The organism is Celeribacter marinus (genome assembly GCF_001308265.1).
Lineage (GTDB): Bacteria > Pseudomonadota > Alphaproteobacteria > Rhodobacterales > Rhodobacteraceae > Celeribacter > Celeribacter marinus.
This window is the reverse complement of sequence record NZ_CP012023.1, coordinates 1319147-1335530: the sequence shown is the minus strand read 5'-3', so window position 1 is coordinate 1335530 and position 16384 is coordinate 1319147. Positions and strand designations below refer to the sequence as shown.

The 16384-nt window shown below is 58.1% G+C and carries 15 protein-coding genes; 7 read left to right on the top strand and 8 right to left on the bottom strand.

Annotation, left to right across the window (positions count from 1 at the left end; translation table 11 throughout):
• Window positions 1-6 precede the first annotated feature (6 nt).
• The 3 genes from IMCC12053_RS06515 to ubiA form a co-directional block, all read right to left on the bottom strand.
• Complete coding sequence (locus IMCC12053_RS06515) at window positions 7-336, bottom strand: hypothetical protein (RefSeq protein ID WP_062216978.1); 330 nt, start codon at window positions 334-336, stop codon at window positions 7-9.
• Window positions 329-2215: an OmpA family protein gene (locus tag IMCC12053_RS06510; RefSeq protein ID WP_062216975.1), complete on the bottom strand. Its 1887-nt coding sequence runs from the start codon at window positions 2213-2215 to the stop codon at window positions 329-331. Before IMCC12053_RS06510 ends, IMCC12053_RS06515 begins: the two co-directional genes overlap by 8 nt.
• Before the next feature lie 69 nt (window positions 2216-2284).
• Window positions 2285-3250 carry a 4-hydroxybenzoate octaprenyltransferase gene (gene ubiA / locus IMCC12053_RS06505; protein ID WP_062216973.1) on the bottom strand — a complete coding sequence of 322 codons (966 nt, stop codon included), beginning with the start codon at window positions 3248-3250 and terminating at the stop codon, window positions 2285-2287.
• Window positions 3251-3261: 11 nt separating this feature from the next.
• Here ubiA and IMCC12053_RS06500 point away from each other — a divergent pair, with 11 nt between their 5' ends.
• The 3 genes from IMCC12053_RS06500 to IMCC12053_RS06490 are packed head-to-tail and all read left to right on the top strand — an operon-like array spanning window position 3262 to window position 5924.
• Window positions 3262-3987, top strand: coding sequence for a 16S rRNA (uracil(1498)-N(3))-methyltransferase (locus IMCC12053_RS06500; RefSeq protein ID WP_062216970.1), 726 nt, complete (start codon window positions 3262-3264; stop codon window positions 3985-3987).
• Window positions 3987-4493, top strand: coding sequence for a hypothetical protein (locus tag IMCC12053_RS06495; protein WP_062216967.1), 507 nt, complete (start codon window positions 3987-3989; stop codon window positions 4491-4493). Before IMCC12053_RS06500 ends, IMCC12053_RS06495 begins: the two co-directional genes overlap by 1 nt.
• A 60-nt stretch (window positions 4494-4553) precedes the next feature.
• The gene (locus IMCC12053_RS06490; protein ID WP_062216964.1) at window positions 4554-5924 is read left to right on the top strand and encodes a glutamate--cysteine ligase; all 1371 of its coding nucleotides are present in this window, start codon (window positions 4554-4556) and stop codon (window positions 5922-5924) included.
• 42 nt (window positions 5925-5966) lie between these two features.
• On the opposite strand, the gene plsY is transcribed toward IMCC12053_RS06490, so the two are convergent.
• From plsY to IMCC12053_RS06465, 5 genes are read right to left on the bottom strand one after another with little or no spacing between them, the layout of a single operon-like run.
• Window positions 5967-6566 (bottom strand): glycerol-3-phosphate 1-O-acyltransferase PlsY, encoded by a 600-nt coding sequence (plsY, locus tag IMCC12053_RS06485; protein ID WP_062216962.1) that lies wholly within the window; start codon window positions 6564-6566, stop codon window positions 5967-5969.
• A 3-nt stretch (window positions 6567-6569) separates the two neighbouring features.
• A complete protein-coding gene (gene pyrC / locus IMCC12053_RS06480) occupies window positions 6570-7835 on the bottom strand; it encodes a dihydroorotase (RefSeq protein WP_062216959.1) in 1266 nt (421 codons plus the stop codon).
• On the bottom strand, window positions 7832-8347 hold the full coding sequence (locus IMCC12053_RS06475; protein WP_062216956.1) for a hypothetical protein: 516 nt from the start codon (window positions 8345-8347) through the stop codon (window positions 7832-7834). Before IMCC12053_RS06475 ends, pyrC begins: the two co-directional genes overlap by 4 nt.
• A complete protein-coding gene (locus IMCC12053_RS06470) occupies window positions 8344-8895 on the bottom strand; it encodes a hypothetical protein (protein WP_062216953.1) in 552 nt (183 codons plus the stop codon). Before IMCC12053_RS06470 ends, IMCC12053_RS06475 begins: the two co-directional genes overlap by 4 nt.
• A complete protein-coding gene (locus tag IMCC12053_RS06465; RefSeq protein ID WP_062216950.1) occupies window positions 8892-9854 on the bottom strand; it encodes an aspartate carbamoyltransferase catalytic subunit in 963 nt (320 codons plus the stop codon). Before IMCC12053_RS06465 ends, IMCC12053_RS06470 begins: the two co-directional genes overlap by 4 nt.
• Window positions 9855-10016: 162 nt before the next feature.
• On the opposite strand from IMCC12053_RS06465, the gene IMCC12053_RS06460 reads away from it, so the two are divergent.
• From IMCC12053_RS06460 to IMCC12053_RS06445, 4 genes are all read left to right on the top strand, one after another.
• Entirely contained in the window at window positions 10017-10832 is an 816-nt protein-coding gene (locus IMCC12053_RS06460; RefSeq protein ID WP_082389054.1) for a uracil-DNA glycosylase, read from the top strand.
• 12 nt (window positions 10833-10844) lie between these two features.
• Window positions 10845-11387, top strand: a complete 543-nt coding sequence (gene moaB, locus IMCC12053_RS06455) for a molybdenum cofactor biosynthesis protein B (RefSeq protein WP_062216947.1) — start codon at window positions 10845-10847, stop codon at window positions 11385-11387.
• Window positions 11388-11568: 181 nt separating this feature from the next.
• Window positions 11569-13002: an efflux RND transporter periplasmic adaptor subunit gene (locus IMCC12053_RS06450; RefSeq protein WP_335337326.1), complete on the top strand. Its 1434-nt coding sequence runs from the start codon at window positions 11569-11571 to the stop codon at window positions 13000-13002.
• Between the two features lie 2 nt (window positions 13003-13004).
• Window positions 13005-16379, top strand: coding sequence for an efflux RND transporter permease subunit (locus IMCC12053_RS06445; protein ID WP_062216941.1), 3375 nt, complete (start codon window positions 13005-13007; stop codon window positions 16377-16379).
• Window positions 16380-16384: the final 5 nt, after the last annotated feature.

Here is a 16384-nt window from a genome sequence, read left to right as displayed (position 1 = left end):
GGCGTGTTATTGCGGGGCGTTCAGGCGTTCGATGTAGCTGCGCAATTCCTCGGCTTCTTGACGGGCCTCGCGTAGTCCACCCATGGCCGCGTTCAACTCGGCCTCGGTTTGGTTGAGTTGATTGGTCGTTTCAGATTCGCGTTGTTGGAAATAGGCAATGGCCTGATCGCGTTGCTCTTCGGCTTCGTGGACCTGTTGCGCCATCTGGTCCAGATCGCTCATTTCGCCTTGTCCAACGTGGACAAACCGGTGCACGAGCCAATGGGCAAACCACCCTAATAGAAACGCCAAAAACAGGACGATTGCGGTCGCGAAAATCAGTTCGGTTCTATTCATTTGGAGTCTCGTTCTCGTTGTTTTCGGCCGGTGGCGTGTCGGTTGTTTGGTCGGATTGCCCATCTTGGGGCGCATCACCACCAAGGAGTTTGAATTCGATACGGCGGTTGGCCTCACGTCCGTCTTCGGTGTCATTGTCTGCAATTGGCTGTTCTTCGCCGTAGCCTTTGGCGGTGAAATCGACCCCGACGATGCGGCGCGAAATCAGGGCGTTCAACACGGAATTGGCGCGCGCTTGGCTTAAGGACAGGTTCATGTCCTCGCCGCCTTGGCTGTCGCTATGCGCTCCGATTTCCATCTCCATTTTCTCACATTTATCAAGCGCCTTGGCGAGACGGTCAAGTGTATCGGTTGAGGATTCGTCTACCTCTGTCGAGCCCGGTGCAAAAACGATTTTGTTGGCATTAATCACATCATTGGCGCGCGCCACGCATTCGTCAGCCGTTGGTAAATCGAGAATGGGGTCCAGTTGCCGGACATAATCGACATCAATGTCAAAGGTTTGACCACTTCCAAGCTTGTCGGCCAAAAGCTGTGTTATGCTTGCTTTTGCGGTAACATCACCCGTGCGGCCACGGACGCGCACCGAGGTTGGTTGCATTGTGACAGAGCCGTTATCCAATTTGGACAGGGCTTCGATTGCGGCAAGCGCGCGGATGGACCAGCCTTCGGGGAGGCCATCCACTTGGCGCAGTGCGGAATAGATGGTGTTGGACCCGAAGGCGGATTTTGCGTAGGCTTCCGCGGCGATTTGACTGCGTTCGTCCCCAATTCTGCCGCGCAGTTGAACTTGGCCTTCGGGGGAGCGCAGGGCGACAAATTGCACGGCGTCCGTGCTCACGTTGTCCTCGGGTTCTGGCAGTGTGGTGTATAGGGTGAATGCTGCGGGCAACGCCGCCTCCAATTCGCCCGCCACCTTATCGAACAGTGATGCACTTAGGCCGGATGTGCCGACAAGGGACACTTCGCTGTCGGAGAATGTAATGGAGCCTGCGCCGAGGTCTTGGACGGCGCGCATTCCCGCCTCGACGGCGCGGGCCCAATCGGTTGTCGGTGAGCCAAGGCCAATAACGCAGCTGGGATCCTCAATGCCAGACGCACGCGCGGCGGCCAATATGCGCGCCTGACCCTGAACCGTTTCGGCAGAGCAGGCATCGAATTGCGGGCCGGTTTCGTCAATGAGGAACCGTGCGGTAAAGGGCGTGATGATCGGGCGTGGCGCGCTAATGTTGATTGCAACGTCAAGTCTTGACGGTTTTTTGTCATCGAGCGCGCGCTCGAAGCGGCGTTTTTGATCGGCGCTATCGGCAAGACCTGTGACGATGATGCTGTCTGCGGACAGTGAGATTTTTGAGCGAGGCAAAAGCGTGATGGCCTCAAGCCCGAACTCCATCGCGGCGTCCCACATGTCGGGCACGGTGTAGTCCGCGTGTTCGAGCAGGTCGGTGACCGAACCGGTGGAGGCCGCTGATTTTAGATCAGAGACGAACACATCACGCGGCCATGCGGTTGGAACCAGACCGATGAGTGAAATTCCCTCGTCGTTGCGCAAGATTTCGATGGAAAAACGTGGCGCAACAATTTTTGCCTGTGTTTCGATATCCATCACGTTGATGACGCGGGCCGGATCAACGATGTGACCTGCGGCGCGTTGGGCCGCGAGCTGTTTGGTCTCATCTGGCGCGGTGCCCGTTAGCACAACTTGTAGCCCGTCCGCCTCGACATTGACCCATTCGTAGCCTTCGAGTTTTAGCTGTTTGGCCACGGCACTTTCGGACGTTGATTCAATGGCGCGTGAACTTAGGTTCGCACCAAAGAGCGCAATGACCGCAGCAAATAGAAACGCGACGAGTGTGGGAATATAGTTTGATATGCGCATGAAACGGGAAATATCCGAAATTATTCTAAACGTAGGCAAGTCTTTAGGGGGTTCAGTCTCCCCCTGCAATCATACGAAAACCGATGCGGCGAAAAACAGCGCAGCGATAAGCCCAGCGTTGCGATTGCTCCGAAACAGGCGCAAGCAAGTGTCGGGGTCGTTGATGTCCAAACGGGTCATTTGCCAGACCAAATGCCACCCCATGCCCCATGGTGCGCCAATGGCGATGACCGTGGCCAACAAGGATCGGCCAGACAGGGCCTCGATCACTGCGCCTGCCATGAGCAAGACCGTGACGATCAAAAAGCGTTTCAGCCACACGGCGGTATTGTCGCCAAACAGACGCGCGGTCGATTTCACGCCGATAAGTGCATCGTCCTCTTTGTCTTGGTGGGCGTAGATTGTGTCGTAGAACAGGGTCCATGCAATCCCTGACAGGTAGAGAAATACCGGAGCGGAATTGATCTCGCCCGCCACGGCGGCATAGGCCAAAAGGGCACCCCAGTTGAACGCGAGGCCCAAAAAGATTTGCGGCCACCATGTGAACCGTTTGGCAAAGGGGTAGATCGCCACGGGCAATAAGGACGCTATGCCCAATACGATGGCCAGTTTTCCAAAGGTGAGCAGGATGAAAAACGCCAAGAGGCATTGAAGTCCCATCCAGCCCAATGCGCGTTTTACGCTGACTTGGCCCGAGGGAATGGGGCGGCTTTTCGTGCGGGCGACGCTTGCATCAATGTGGCGGTCCGTGATGTCGTTCCATGTGCACCCTGCGCCGCGCATGAGGAACGCGCCGATGGCAGATCCTATGAGAATCCAGACCGTGCGCAGGGTCATTTCCCCCGCAGCGGAGGCCGCCAAAAGGGCACCCCACCATGTGGGGATCAGCAAGAGCCATGTGCCAACGGGGCGGTCCGCGCGGCTCAGGCGCAGGTAGGGGCGCGTCCATGCGGGGGCCAGTGTATCGACCCAATTGCCTTTGACGGCATCAAAAACCTGTCCGTCTGTCTCTGGCGTTGTGCGCTCGTCGGTCATATGTAGGTCTCATGGATAAAGCAAAAATACGCCTCTATGTAGATCAGCCCTTGGCCCAAGGGCAAACCGTTCCTCTCACAAAGGAGCAGTCTCATTACCTTTTCGGGGTGATGCGTCAGGACAATGGGGCCGTTGTGGCCTTGTTTAATGGCGTGGACGGCGAATTTCTGGCCGAGGTCACAAAGGCGAACAAAAAGAACGGCGAAATGGCGTGTCGTGCGAAAACGCGCGATTTGTTGATGCCGCCCGATGTGTGGTTGATGTTTGCGCCGATCAAAAAAGCGCGCACGGATTTCATCGTCGAGAAAGCCGCCGAGATGGGGGCGCGCCGTATTGTGCCTGTGAACACCGAATTTACAAACGCCGAGCGTATCCGTCAGGACCGGTTGCAGGCCCATGCCCTTGAGGCGGCCGAGCAATGTGGCGGCACCTATGTGCCTGAGGTGACGGATTTGCAAAAGCTTGATCGCGTGTTGGCGGATTGGGACGAGACGCGGCACATTATGTTTTGCGACGAGGCCCTTGTGGGCGCGGCGCAGGTGTTGGGTGATGTGGCGGCGGACAAGTGGGCCATTTTGATCGGGCCAGAGGGTGGATTTTCCGAGGCCGAGCGTGCACGCCTTCACGAGTTGCCGTTCGCGCATGCTGTCTCTCTCGGTCCGCGTATTTTGCGTGCGGATACGGCGGCGGTGGCGGCGCTCACGATCTGGCAGCAACATTTGGGGGATTGGTCCTGATGCGTCCTGAAGTCCGTGCGCTGATCTGGCAATGGCGCGAAGTTCTCATCGCCCTTTTGGTTGTCGCGCTTATGGCGTGGTGGGCTGCATCGTCCTTTGGCGTGGTGCGCTGGGTGGCGCTTGTCGTCACTATCGCTGCGCTGTTTCTTGCGTTTGCGGCTGTGCAGCGCGCACGGTTTGGACGCACTGAGGGCGGCATTGGTGCGGTGGAGTTCGACGAGGGCGTGGTGAGCTATTTTACCGCCACAACGGGCGGACAGATCGAGATTGCCGCGATGACCTCCGTGATGTTGTTGCCCGCTGTGCGCGGTCCTGCGCATTGGCAACTTGATGCGCCCGCGCAAGCCCCGCTTTTGATTCCGCTTGATGCCTTTGGAGCCGAAAAACTCTTTGATGTGTTTGTCACTCTTAACGGGATCGAGACGGAAAAGATGTTACGTCAAATCAAATCTGCACCAGACAGCCCTGTGGTGATCTGGCGTAAACGCACAGTCGCCCTGCATTGACTTCCCGCATGCCTTGACCCACTTGTTAGGCAACAACCTCACGTTTCGGAGACCTCCCATATGTCCATTCCTCAATCTGGCGGCGGCCTGATCGAAAGCTATGACGATCTTGTCACCTTCTTTGAACAGGGCTGTAAGCCGAAAGATGCATGGAAGATCGGAACCGAGCACGAGAAGTTCGGGTATTGTAAGGACACGCTCAAACCGTTGCCCTACGATGGGGATCGCTCGATCAAGGCAATCTTGGAATCGCTTCAAGACCGCTTTGGGTGGAACCCTGTTTTTGAGGGCGAATACTTGATCGGCCTTGAGTTGAATGGCGCGAATATCTCGCTTGAGCCAGGTGGTCAGTTGGAACTGTCGGGGGCTCCGCTCGATACCATCCACCAGACCTGTGATGAGGTAAACGAGCACTTGCGGGACGTGCAAAGCGTGTCCGACGAGATTGGCGCGCGCTTTATCGGTCTGGGCATGGCTCCGCATTGGACGCATGACGAGATGCCGTTGATGCCCAAGGGGCGTTACAAACTGATGGACGCTTATATGGATAGCGTTGGCACCACGGGCACACAGATGATGCGGCGCACCTGTACGGTTCAGGTGAACCTCGATTTCGGGTCCGAGTCCGATATGGTGCAAAAATTCCGCGCCGCGCTTGCGTTGCAACCCGTGGCCACGGCGCTGTTCGCCAATTCGCCGTTCAAAGAGGGCAAGCTCAACGGGCATAAATCGTGGCGTTCCTACATCTGGCGTCACCTTGATGCATCGCGCACGGGCATGTTGCCGTTCGTGTTCGAGGACGGCATGGGGTTTGAACGTTACGCCGAATACGCGCTCGATGTGCCGATGTATTTTGTCTACCGCGATGGCAAGTATATCAACGCATTGGGCCAGTCGTTCCGCGATTTTCTCAAGGGTCAGTTGCCTGCTTTGCCTGGTGAGAAGCCAACTCTAAGCGATTGGGCCGATCATCTCACGACGATTTTCCCCGAGGCGCGGATCAAGCAGTACATGGAAATGCGCGGGGCCGATGGTGGTCCGTGGCGGCGTTTGTGTGCGTTGCCTGCGTTCTGGGTTGGTATGATGTATGACCAAAACGCGCTCGATGCGGCGAGTGATCTGTTCAAGGATTGGACGCCCCAGTTGCGCGAAGAGTTGCGTGTTGCGGCTTCTCTCGACGGGCTTCAGGCCGAAGTCGGCGGCGTGAAGATGCTTGATCTGGCACGCGAATGCGTGACGATTTCCGAGGCGGGTCTGGTGGCGCGTGGCCGCGAGGGCGCGGGCGGTTTGGTGCCTGACGAGACCCATTTTCTCAATGCGCTCAAAGACAGCCTTGAAACAGGAAAAGCGCCAGCCGACGAGTTGATCGAGCGGTTTGAAGATGACTGGAACGGAGATGTCACCAAAGTGTTTGGTGAGTTCAGCTACTAACGTCCAAAGGACATTTTGACAAAGAGAGGCTTGGTCGTGTGATCAAGCCTCTTTCTTTTTGTCTTTCTGGCCGATTTTCGTCTCTGTGCCGTCGCGCAACCGAGCGATGTTTTCGCGGTGTTTGACAAAGATCAGGCCAGTGAGGGCCAGCACAATAATTGCGCCGTGCAGGTGGTAGATCCACGCGGTGTAGATCGGTGCCATGAGGGCCGCGACCAGTGCCGAGAGGCTTGAATACCGTGTTAGGACCGCCACGGCGAGCCATGTCGCACAGGCCAAAAGGCCCACAGGGAACGACAACGCCAAGAGCGTGCCAAGGAACGTTGCAACGCCTTTGCCGCCTTTGAAGCGCAAAAATACCGGATAGAGGTGGCCGAGCATAGCGCACAGCGCGGCGATGCCTGCGCCCTCTTCGCCGATGATAGCGCGGGCGAGCAATACCGCAGCCGCGCCTTTGCCGCTATCGCCCAGTAGGGTCAGGAATGCGGCGAGTTTGTTCCCGGTGCGCAAAACGTTGGTGGCCCCGATGTTGCCCGATCCGATGGCGCGTAGATCGCCAAGGCCGAACAGGCGCGCCATGACGATGCCAAACGGGATGGAGCCAAGCAGGTAGGCGGCAAGTGCGGTCAGTAGCATTGTCATTGATCAGCCCTCGTAAACGCGGAAACCCGCGACCCATGTGCCGCGCACTTTGCCCTGTAGGCGTGCGCCGTCAAAAGGTGTGTTTTTGGATTTGGATTTGAGTTTGAAGCGGTCCAGAACAAAGGGTGCATCGGGATCGAACAGGATCAGGTCGGCGGGCGCGTCATCGGCCAAACGGCCAGAGGCGAGGCCGAGGCGTTTGGCGGGATTGAGTGACATCGCCCGCATGAGTTGCGGCAGGGTGATTTGACCCGCATGGACAAGGCGTAGGGCGGCGGGCAGCAGCGTTTCCATCGCCACGGCCCCTGATGCGGCTTCTTCAAACGGCAGGCGCTTGCTCTCTTCGTCTTGTGGGGTGTGCATGGAGCAAATCACATCGATCAACCCGCTTTCAACTGCGTCGATCATCGCGAGACGATCCTCCTCGGAGCGCAGCGGCGGTTTGACTTTGAAGAAGGTACGATAATCGCCCACGTCCAACTCATTGAGCGTTAGGTGGTGGATCGATACGCCCGCTGTGACGTCAAGCCCGTTAGCCTTTGCGCGATCAAGCGCAGGGAGAGCGCGAGCGGTGGTGATCTGGTCGAAATGGTAGGAGGCACCGGTCATTTCGATCAGGGCGATGTCGCGGTCCAACCCCATGCGCTCGGCCATGGGGGACACGGAGGGCAATCCGCGCAGGGCGGCGAATTTGCCGGATGTGGCGGCGGCCCCGTTGGACAGGCACGGATCTTGGGGGTGGCCGATTACCAAAGCGCCGCAAGATTTCGCGTAGGTCAGTGCGCGTTGTAACACTTTGGCGTTTTCCACCACGTGATCGCAGTCGGTAAAGGCCACCGCTCCCGCGTCTTTCATAAATCCGATTTCAACCATCTCGCGGCCTGCGCGCTCTTTGGTCAGGGCGGACATGTGTTTGACGTTGACGATGGCGTCGGTCGCGGCGCGGCGTTGGACGAATTCCAACACTTCGGGGGTGTCGATGGCATTGATTGTGTCGGGGCGTGTGATCATGGTGGTGACGCCCCCCGCCGCGGCCGCACGCCCTGCGGAGGCAAAGCTTTCCTTGTGGCGCTCCCCCGGTTCGGAGACTTTGACGCCCAGATCGACGATGCCAGGGGCGAGGCATTTGCCGCCGCAATCGATGCTCTCGCCGCGCGGCGGCGTGCCTGTGCCGCGCTCGGCGATGCGGTTGCCCTCGACGCGCAACCACCCAAGTTGGTCGGTGAGGGCTTCGGGGTCGATCAGTCGGGCATTGGTGAAAATGGTCATGCGATGCCTCTTTGGATGTCGCGGATAAGCGAGAAAACCGCGCGTGCGTCAGGAATGGTGTCGAATTGCGGCGTGGTGAGCGTCTGATTACCTGTCAGGCTCACGGTCTTTGCGCGAAAGCGGATCGTGCCGGGATCGTCGCCGTCAAAATCGATGCCCGTGTGCGGTGTAAGGTCGATGGCGTTGAGCGATGGACCGGCCAAGGGAATGCGCATGGCAAAGAACGCGCGTGAGGTGGACAGCGAAAACCACGTGTTGCGCCGTGCATACATGCCGAGCCATTTGGGGCCAAAGCCAACGATGAGGCCGACCGCCATATGGATCAGGCCAAAGGGCCAGAAGCCGCCGGTTTTATAGGCCGAAATCATCCACAGCACGGCCGACAGGGCGAACCCGAGGCCCGCGATCATCGTGATGATTTCGTGTTTGGACATGGATTGAGACGGCACGGGTTGCCCTTGCCACACAATACGCTCGCCAGAGCGCAAGATATCATCCCATCCGTTCGTCATCCCGAAATCCAGACAAATAGGGCGACAAATATGGCTAGAAAAACCAGAACCAATGTCGCGACCATACCGCCGATCCGCGCATCTGATTTTGGGGGCATCCCTTGGGGAAGCATGCCCTCGGCACCCTTTGAGGTGAGTGCGTCATGGACGGGCATTTCAACGGGGCGGGCGTAGCGGCCGATAAACGTCAGTGGGTCTTTGGGCGCAAACTGGGTTTGCCCGTTGTCCAGAGCCTGAGAAAAGACCAAGGCAATACCGCCTGACAGCGCGTCAAGTTTGCTGGCATCGGCGCCTATATCCATTCCGTTGGCCTCGGACAGGTAGCGCGAAAAGCCGTAATCGCGCACTGTTTCAAGGTCGAAAAGTTCGACGAACTCCTGATTAGGGTGGGGCGATAGTCCGAGTGCGTCCCCAAGCGGCCACTGTACCGTGTCTTTGCCTGTGTGGTCCTCATGCCCGAACGCGCGCAATGCGTCGGCGGGCAAATCAACGGCAAACACCCAGACATACCGATGATAGCCGTCAGGGATGGTGAGTGAATCGGTCATACCATCACTCCTGTGTTCGCCGCCTCGCGGTCAGCTTTGAGGTTGCGCGCCAGCAGGTCCATGGCGGCCATGCGCACGGCCACGCCCATTTCGACCTGTTCTTGGATCACAGAGCGGTTGATGTCGTCGGCAATTGTGCCGTCGATTTCGACGCCGCGATTCATCGGGCCGGGGTGCATGACAATGGCGTCGGGTTTGGCGTGGGCCAGTTTGGCGGCATCCAACCCGTAGCGGTGAAAATACTCGCGCTCGGAGGGGATAAATCCGCCGTCCATGCGTTCCTTTTGCAGGCGGAGCATCATCACGACATCGACGTCTTTAAGACCCTCTTCCATATTGTCGTAAATCTCGCATCCGAACTCTTTGAACTGGCTTGGCACCAATGTTGGTGGCCCGACGAGGCGCACGCGGTTTTCCATCTTGCCCAACAGGATCAGGTTGGAGCGGGCCACGCGCGAATGGGTGACATCACCGCAAATCGCGATGTTCAGGCGGTGCAAGCGGCCTTTGGCGCGGCGAATGGTTAATGCGTCCAGTAACGCTTGGGTCGGGTGTTCGTGTTTGCCATCGCCCGCGTTGAGCACGGCGCAGTTCACCTTTTGCGCCAGCAGATCCACAGCGCCCGAATGCGGGTGACGCACCACCAAGAGGTCGGGGTGCATGGCGTTGAGCGTCAGCGCGGTGTCGATCAGGGTTTCGCCCTTTTTGATCGAGGAGGCTTGCATCGCCATGTTCATCACATCCGCACCAAGGCGTTTGCCCGCAAGTTCGAATGAGGCTTGCGTGCGCGTCGAGTTCTCAAAGAACATGTTGATCTGGGTCAGACCTTTGAGCGCATCTGAATGTTTGTGCGCTTGGCGGTTGAGATCGACATAGGTCTCGGCCACATCGAGGATAGTTTTAATCTCTTCGGGGTGGAGCGGTTCAATCCCCAGAAGGTGTTTCTGTCGGAATGCCATGTGTGCCTCCCTAAAGCGCGATGGTTCAGGTTTGCCACGTTTATCGACTGCGCGGCGGTGCGAGTTTCTCATGCTTATAGAAACTGCGAGGCGGGGCGGCAATGGCGCGCACTATCGAATGCGTAGATTTACCTTGGCTGCGTGGCGATGTAGCGTGACGCAATGGAGACTCATCTGGATCACATCGATTTTTGGGACGCGCACGCGTTGTTGGACTGGCAAGTCGAGCTTGGCGTGTCCGAGCCGATTGGCGAGCATCCGGTGAATCGCTACGACATGCCCGCAGCCGCACCCAAACCTGCGCCGCCAGCGTCAGTTGCGACAAAGGGCAAAGCGCCCCCCCCCGTACGTCCGCAAGTCGAGACTGAGGTTGACGGTGTGGGAGAGGCCGTGGTGGCGGCGAAATCAGCCGGATCACTGGATGCCTTGCGTGAGGCGTTGGCGACATTTGAACATTGTGCCCTGAAACGCGGCGCGCATAATTTGGTGTTTGGGGATGGCAATCCTCAGGCACGGGTGATGGTCATTGGCGAGGCACCTACCCGCGATGAGGATCGCGAGGGCACGCCGTTTGTTGGCCGCTCAGGGGCGCTTTTGGACAAGATGTTCGGGGCAATCGGTTTGGATCGCGCATCGCCCGATACGCAAAACGGGTTGTACCTTGTCACGGCCTTGCCGTGGCGTCCGCCCGAAAACCGCGATGCGACACCTGACGAGATTGCGATGCTAACGCCGTTTTTGATCAAGCATATCGAATTGGCCGATCCGGATATCATCGTCATTATGGGCAATCTGGCGTGTCAGGCGCTCACGGGCCGCGCGGGGATCACGCGGTTGCGCGGGACGTGGGAAGAGGTGCTGGGTAAACCCGCGATGCCGATGACGCATCCCGCCTATTTGTTGCGCACCCCCGCGGCCAAGCGCGAGGCGTGGGCCGATCTTTTGGAAATTCAGGCGCGGTTGCGCACTATCAGCTAAAGGAGCCTCGACGTGGCCGATATTGACGAGAGCCTAGAATTCATCCCGCTGCGGATTGCCGTTTTGGCCGTGTCTGATTCGCGTTCAATGGCTCAAGATACCTCGGGAGACACGTTGGTGTCGCTGATCGAGGCGGCGGGGCATGTGGTTGGCGCGCGTAAAATTGTCACCGATGATCGCCCGCTTATTCGCGACACATTGCAAGCGTGGGTTGACGACGAGGCGGTTGATGTTGTGATTTCAACGGGGGGCACGGGCCTGACGGGGCGTGACGTGACGGTTGAGGCGCACCGCGATGTCTATGAGAAAGAGATCGAAGCCTTTGCGACGATGTTCACGATTGTCTCTATGAAAAGCGTTGGCACCTCGGCGGTGCAGTCACGCGCAACGGGTGGAATTGCCAAAAGCACCTATTTGTTTGCTCTGCCCGGATCGAATGGCGCGTGTAAAGATGCGTGGAACGAGATCCTCGTTTGGCAACTCGATCACCGTCATAAGCCGTGTAATTTCGTGCAAATGATCCCGCGCCTCGAAGAGCACAAACGCCTCGCATAGCCCGCAGATCTGTTGCGCACGAAACAGTGATAAAAAAATGCGACGGAATTGCGTGAGCAGATCGTAGAATGATGGAGATGGACGACTTGGGCGGATGTGCTAGGTCTGTCTTACTTGTTCAACTTATATCCGGGGACACGCAATGCGTTTTCTGCGCCGCTCTCTTGTAGGCCTCTTTCTTATGTCACTGACCACAGCGCTCTTAATCGCTGGTGGGTATAGATTTTATTCTGCGTTCCAAGAGCGGCAGGCACGCGAAGGCACCTCTGCGCCTGCGCGCGAGCGGCAATTTGCGGTGAATGTCGTGACTGTCACGCCATCGCGCCTTGTCCCCGTGTTGTCGACCTACGGTGAGGTTGAAGCAAGCCGCACGTTGGAGTTGCGTATGCCCGCCGGTGGACGCGTTATCGAACTTTCGGAGCGGTTCGAGGAGGGCGGTGCGGTCAAGGCGGGGGACGTGTTGATGCGCGTTGATCCCGCTGACGCGGCCGCCGCACTGCGCGTGGCGCAAGCGGACGTGCAAGAGGCCAAGGCCGAACTGAGCGAGGCCGAGCGCGCGCTGCTCATTTCCGTAGATGATCTGGCGGCGGCGCGTGCACAGACTGATTTGCGCACAGCCGCGTTAGAGCGGCAAGAGAACTTACAAACCCGTGGTGTCGGCTCTGCCAGTGCGGTTGAAACGGCGGCCCTGTCGGAGGCGTCTGCGCGCCAAGCCGTCTTGTCCAAACGTCAATCTCTTGCCAATGCAGAGGCCCGTGTGGACCAAGCAAAGACAGGGGTTCTTCGGGCTCAAATCGCCCTTGAAGAGGCCGAGCGGTCATTGGGCGACACGACCCTTGTTGCGGAGTTCGATGGTGTGTTGACGGGTGTTGTCGGGGCGCTGGGGGCGATTGTGAATGCAAACGAACAGGTTGGATCGTTGATTGCGCCCGATGCGCTTCAGGTCGCTTTTCGGATTTCGACACAGCAATATTCCCGTCTCGTAGGAGATCAGCGTGCCCTACCGCGGTTGCCTGTGACGGTATCTTTGGATGTTGCGGGTGTGGATTTAACGGCCACGGGCGAAGTCACCCGTGAAAGTGCGGCTGTTGGCGATGGTCAAACGGGGCGATTGCTCTTTGCGCGTCTCGATGTCTCGGCGGGGCTGCGTCCGGGTGATTTCGTAAATGTCCGTATTGATGAACCCGAACTGACAAATGTGGCGCGTATTCCATCAAGTGCCGTTGATGCCTCACAGACCGTTTTGGCTATCACAGATGAGAGCCGCCTCGAAGTGCGCGATGCACCGGTGTTAAGACGCCAAGGCGATGACGTGATAGTCGATGCGACCGCGATTGCGGGACGTCAGATTGTAGCGGAGCGCAGCCCGCTTTTAGGGGCGGGTATCCGCGTGCGCGTAAACGGTGCCGAGCCGGACACAAATGCGCAAAGCGCAGCTGATGCGAACAGTGACATGGTTGCTCTGAGCGACGACCAGCGCGCGAAACTCATCGCCTTTGTCGATGGGAATACACGTATGCCCGAAGAGGCGCGCGCGCGGATCAAAGAACAGCTTGCCGCCGATGAGGTGCCCGCCGAATTGATCACGCGCCTAGAAAGCCGGATGGGGAGTTAAAGATGGCCGCACTGCGCATGTCTAAGGCGAGCGGTGTGCTCTCCTATTTCACCCGCCACCGCACGGCGGCCAACTTGCTTTTGGTTCTGCTGATAGCGGCGGGGCTGTTTTCTCTGCCGCGTATGCGGGCGCAATTTTTCCCCGATGTCGTTGTCGATACCGTGCGCGTCTCAGTGGCATGGGAGGGGGCGGGTGCGGAGGATGTTGACCGCGCTGTGGTTCAGATTTTGGAACCGACGTTACTCGCCGTTGAGGGGGTGATGGAAAGTGCGTCTACCTCGTCCGAGGGTCGGGCATCCATCAGTTTGGATTTTGAGCCGAATTGGGACATGCAGCGCGCCGCCGATGATGTGAAGGCGGCGATTGATGGCGTCTCCAATCTACCTGAGGGCGCAGAGGATGCCACCGTGCGCTGGGGCGGGTGGACTGATTCCGTGACGGATGTGATCATTACCGGCCCTGTCGGCCTCGATCAACTCGCGCGGTTTTCGGACGAGTTGGTGATACGTCTGTTTGCCGAGGGTGTGACGCGGACGAGCATTTCAGGGGTCGCAGCCCCCGAGACAATTATCGAAGTCGAGACGATCAATCTGATCAAATATGATGTCACCATGAGCGATATCGCAGCGGCGATTTCGGCCGAGGTAGACACCAGTCCTGCGGGGAGTGTTGGCGGCGGCACATCGCGTGTGCGCACCGGTGTTGAGAAACGGACGGCCTCACAAATATCCGATATTGTGCTGCGCTCGAATGACGATGGTTCAAAGCTAACGATTGGCGATGTGGCGGATATCCGCGTCGAAGGGATCGACCGTGATGAGGCCTTTTTCGTCAACGGCAATGGTGCGGTGAGCGTCAAAGTCGTCCGCTCTGATCAGGGCGATGCGATTGAGCTACAAGGGATCGTTGAGGACGTCACGGCACAGATGCAATTGACCCTGCCCGATGGTGTGACACTTGATCTGTTTCGCACCCGCGCCGAGGCCATCAAGGCGCGTTTGGACATCTTGGTCACAAACGGTGCGATGGGGTTGGCGCTGGTTGCGGCACTTTTGTTTTTGTTTCTGAACGCGCGCACCGCGCTTTGGGTTGCGGCGGGCATTCCTGTGTCGATGTTGTCGGCTATTGCGCTCATGTACGCGGCGGGTTTGACGTTGAATATGATTTCGCTGTTTGCCCTTATCATCACGTTGGGCATCGTCGTCGATGATGCCATTGTGGTGGGTGAACACGCCGATTTTCGCGCACGCCGTTTGGGCGAAGGGCCGGTAGAGGCCGCCGAGAATGCCGCGCGGCGTATGTTTGCGCCAGTGTTCTCCTCGACCATGACAACGATCATCGCGTTCTTTGGTTTGACCGCCATTTCGGGTCGTTTTGGCGACATGCTTTCCGACATCCCGTTTACGGTCATTGTGGTGCTGTTGGCCTCCTTGGTCGAGTGTTTCATCATATTGCCGAACCACCTGAGCCATACGGTTGCGAGCCATCAAAAATTGCATTGGTATGATTGGCCCTCGCGGCAGGTCGACAAAGGGTTTCGGGTTGTGCGCGAGCGTGCATTTCGCCCGTTCGTGACGTGGGTTGTGCGTCTTCGCTATCCGGTTGTTGCCGCCGTTTTTGTCCTTTTGGCGATGCAGATTTCGCAGCTGATCACAGGTGCGGTGCAATGGCGTTTCTTCAACTCGCCCGAGCAGCCCGTGATTTCGGGGAATTTTGCCATGGCACCCGGTGCGACGCGCGACGACTCCCATGCGATGATGATGGAGTTACAGCGCGCAGTCGAAGTGACCGGACTAAAGTTCGAAGAGGAACACGGGGTTAACCCCGTCGCGTATGCGTTGGCCCAAGTGGGCGGAAATGCGGGGCGTGGTTTGTCGGGGTCGGACACGAAAGACAGCGATCAATTGGGTGGGATTTCCGTCGAGCTCATCGACGCGGATCTACGTCCCTATTCATCCTTCGCTTTCGTCGGAGCGCTCCAAGAGGAAGTTGTAAATCACCCGCTTGCCGAAACAGTGTCGTTTCGGCGCGGCAACTTTGGCCCCGGTGGTGATGCGATTGACATTGAGTTGGTCGGGGCGGATTCCGAGACGCTAAAGGCCGCCGCAGAAGGATTGAAAGCCAAGCTTGCCTTGTTCGCTGAGGTGTCAGCTCTTGAGGACAGTTTGTCCTATGACAAAGAAGAGTTGATTTTGGAGCTGACGCCGCAAGGCGAGGCGCTTGGCTTTACCATCGATGCTTTGGGGCGCACATTGTCCAATCGTTTGGGCGGGATCGAGGCGGCGAGTTATCCTGATGGAACACGCACCGCGACCGTGCGTGTGGAGTTGCCCGAAGGCGAATTGACGGCTGATTTTCTTGATCGCACACAGATGCGTGCAACCTCAGGGCAATATGTGCCGCTTGCCGATATTGTATCGGTGACTCGCCAGACGGGCTTTTCAACGGTGCGGCGCGAAAACGGTCTACGGGTCGTGACCGTGTCGGGTGATCTAAGCGAAGACAACGCCGAGCGCGCAAGCGAGATACAGCTGGCGATTGCCGACACGATAATGCCGCAGATCGAAGAGGACTATGGCGTCACCTACAAGGTGGCGGGTCTTGCCGAGCAAGAGAACCGATTTTTGTCCGATGCCCTGTTGGGTATGATGGCGGCGCTCCTTGGGATTTATCTGACATTGTCGTGGATTTTTTCGAGTTGGACGCGTCCGTTGGTGGTCATGTCGATCATACCATTCGGGTTGATCGGTGCGATTTATGGCCATGCCTCATGGGGTATTCCGCTGTCGATGTTCTCGGTTGTGGGGCTGATCGGGATGACGGGGATTATCATCAACGATTCGATTGTGTTGGTGACGACGATTGATGAATACGCCGAAGATCGGGGGCTCATGCCCGCGATTGTGGACGCCACGGTTGACCGCTTGCGGCCTGTATTTTTGACCACAATGACCACGGTTTTGGGCCTTGCGCCGTTGCTCTATGAGAGATCCGCCGATGCGCAATTTCTCAAGCCAACCGTTGTGACGCTTGCTTATGGGTTGGGGTTCGGAATGGTGATCGTGTTGATGATGGTGCCGGCGATTGTGGCGATGCAATTGGACGTTGGTCGCGCGATGGCGTCGACGCGCCGCACATTGTCCCACCCGCGCCGTGTCGGTGCGGCGGGCGTGGCCACGGTCGCGGCGGGCGTTGCGACCGTCACGTGGCTGATGGCAACTGTTGGAGCGGTGGTGGTATCGGGATCAATGCCAGAGGTGTTGGGTGGCGGGACAATGGCGCGCGCGGTTGGCGTGTTTTCTGTCGGGATCATGGTCGCCTATGCGGCGATTTACGCGGTGTTTGCGGGTGTCATGTCGCGCCGCCGCGCGGGGTAAATGAC

Bases quoted from the DNA above. Each gene is read 5' to 3' on its own strand.
- ubiA (WP_062216973.1), bottom strand. From the start codon at position 3,250: ATGACCGACGAGCGCACAACGCCAGAGACAGACGGACAGGTTTTTGAT.
- IMCC12053_RS06495 (WP_062216967.1), top strand. From the start codon at position 3,987: ATGCGTCCTGAAGTCCGTGCGCTGATCTGGCAATGGCGCGAAGTTCTC.
- IMCC12053_RS06450 (WP_335337326.1), top strand. From the start codon at position 11,569: ATGTCACTGACCACAGCGCTCTTAATCGCTGGTGGGTATAGATTTTAT.
- pyrC (WP_062216959.1), bottom strand. From the start codon at position 7,835: ATGACCATTTTCACCAATGCCCGACTGATCGACCCCGAAGCCCTCACC.
- IMCC12053_RS06500 (WP_062216970.1), top strand. From the start codon at position 3,262: ATGGATAAAGCAAAAATACGCCTCTATGTAGATCAGCCCTTGGCCCAA.
- IMCC12053_RS06490 (WP_062216964.1), top strand. From the start codon at position 4,554: ATGTCCATTCCTCAATCTGGCGGCGGCCTGATCGAAAGCTATGACGAT.
- plsY (WP_062216962.1), bottom strand. From the start codon at position 6,566: ATGACAATGCTACTGACCGCACTTGCCGCCTACCTGCTTGGCTCCATC.
- IMCC12053_RS06475 (WP_062216956.1), bottom strand. From the start codon at position 8,347: ATGACGAACGGATGGGATGATATCTTGCGCTCTGGCGAGCGTATTGTG.
- IMCC12053_RS06460 (WP_082389054.1), top strand. From the start codon at position 10,017: ATGGAGACTCATCTGGATCACATCGATTTTTGGGACGCGCACGCGTTG.
- IMCC12053_RS06465 (WP_062216950.1), bottom strand. From the start codon at position 9,854: ATGGCATTCCGACAGAAACACCTTCTGGGGATTGAACCGCTCCACCCC.
- IMCC12053_RS06510 (WP_062216975.1), bottom strand. From the start codon at position 2,215: ATGCGCATATCAAACTATATTCCCACACTCGTCGCGTTTCTATTTGCT.
- IMCC12053_RS06470 (WP_062216953.1), bottom strand. From the start codon at position 8,895: ATGACCGATTCACTCACCATCCCTGACGGCTATCATCGGTATGTCTGG.
- IMCC12053_RS06445 (WP_062216941.1), top strand. From the start codon at position 13,005: ATGGCCGCACTGCGCATGTCTAAGGCGAGCGGTGTGCTCTCCTATTTC.
- IMCC12053_RS06515 (WP_062216978.1), bottom strand. From the start codon at position 336: ATGAATAGAACCGAACTGATTTTCGCGACCGCAATCGTCCTGTTTTTG.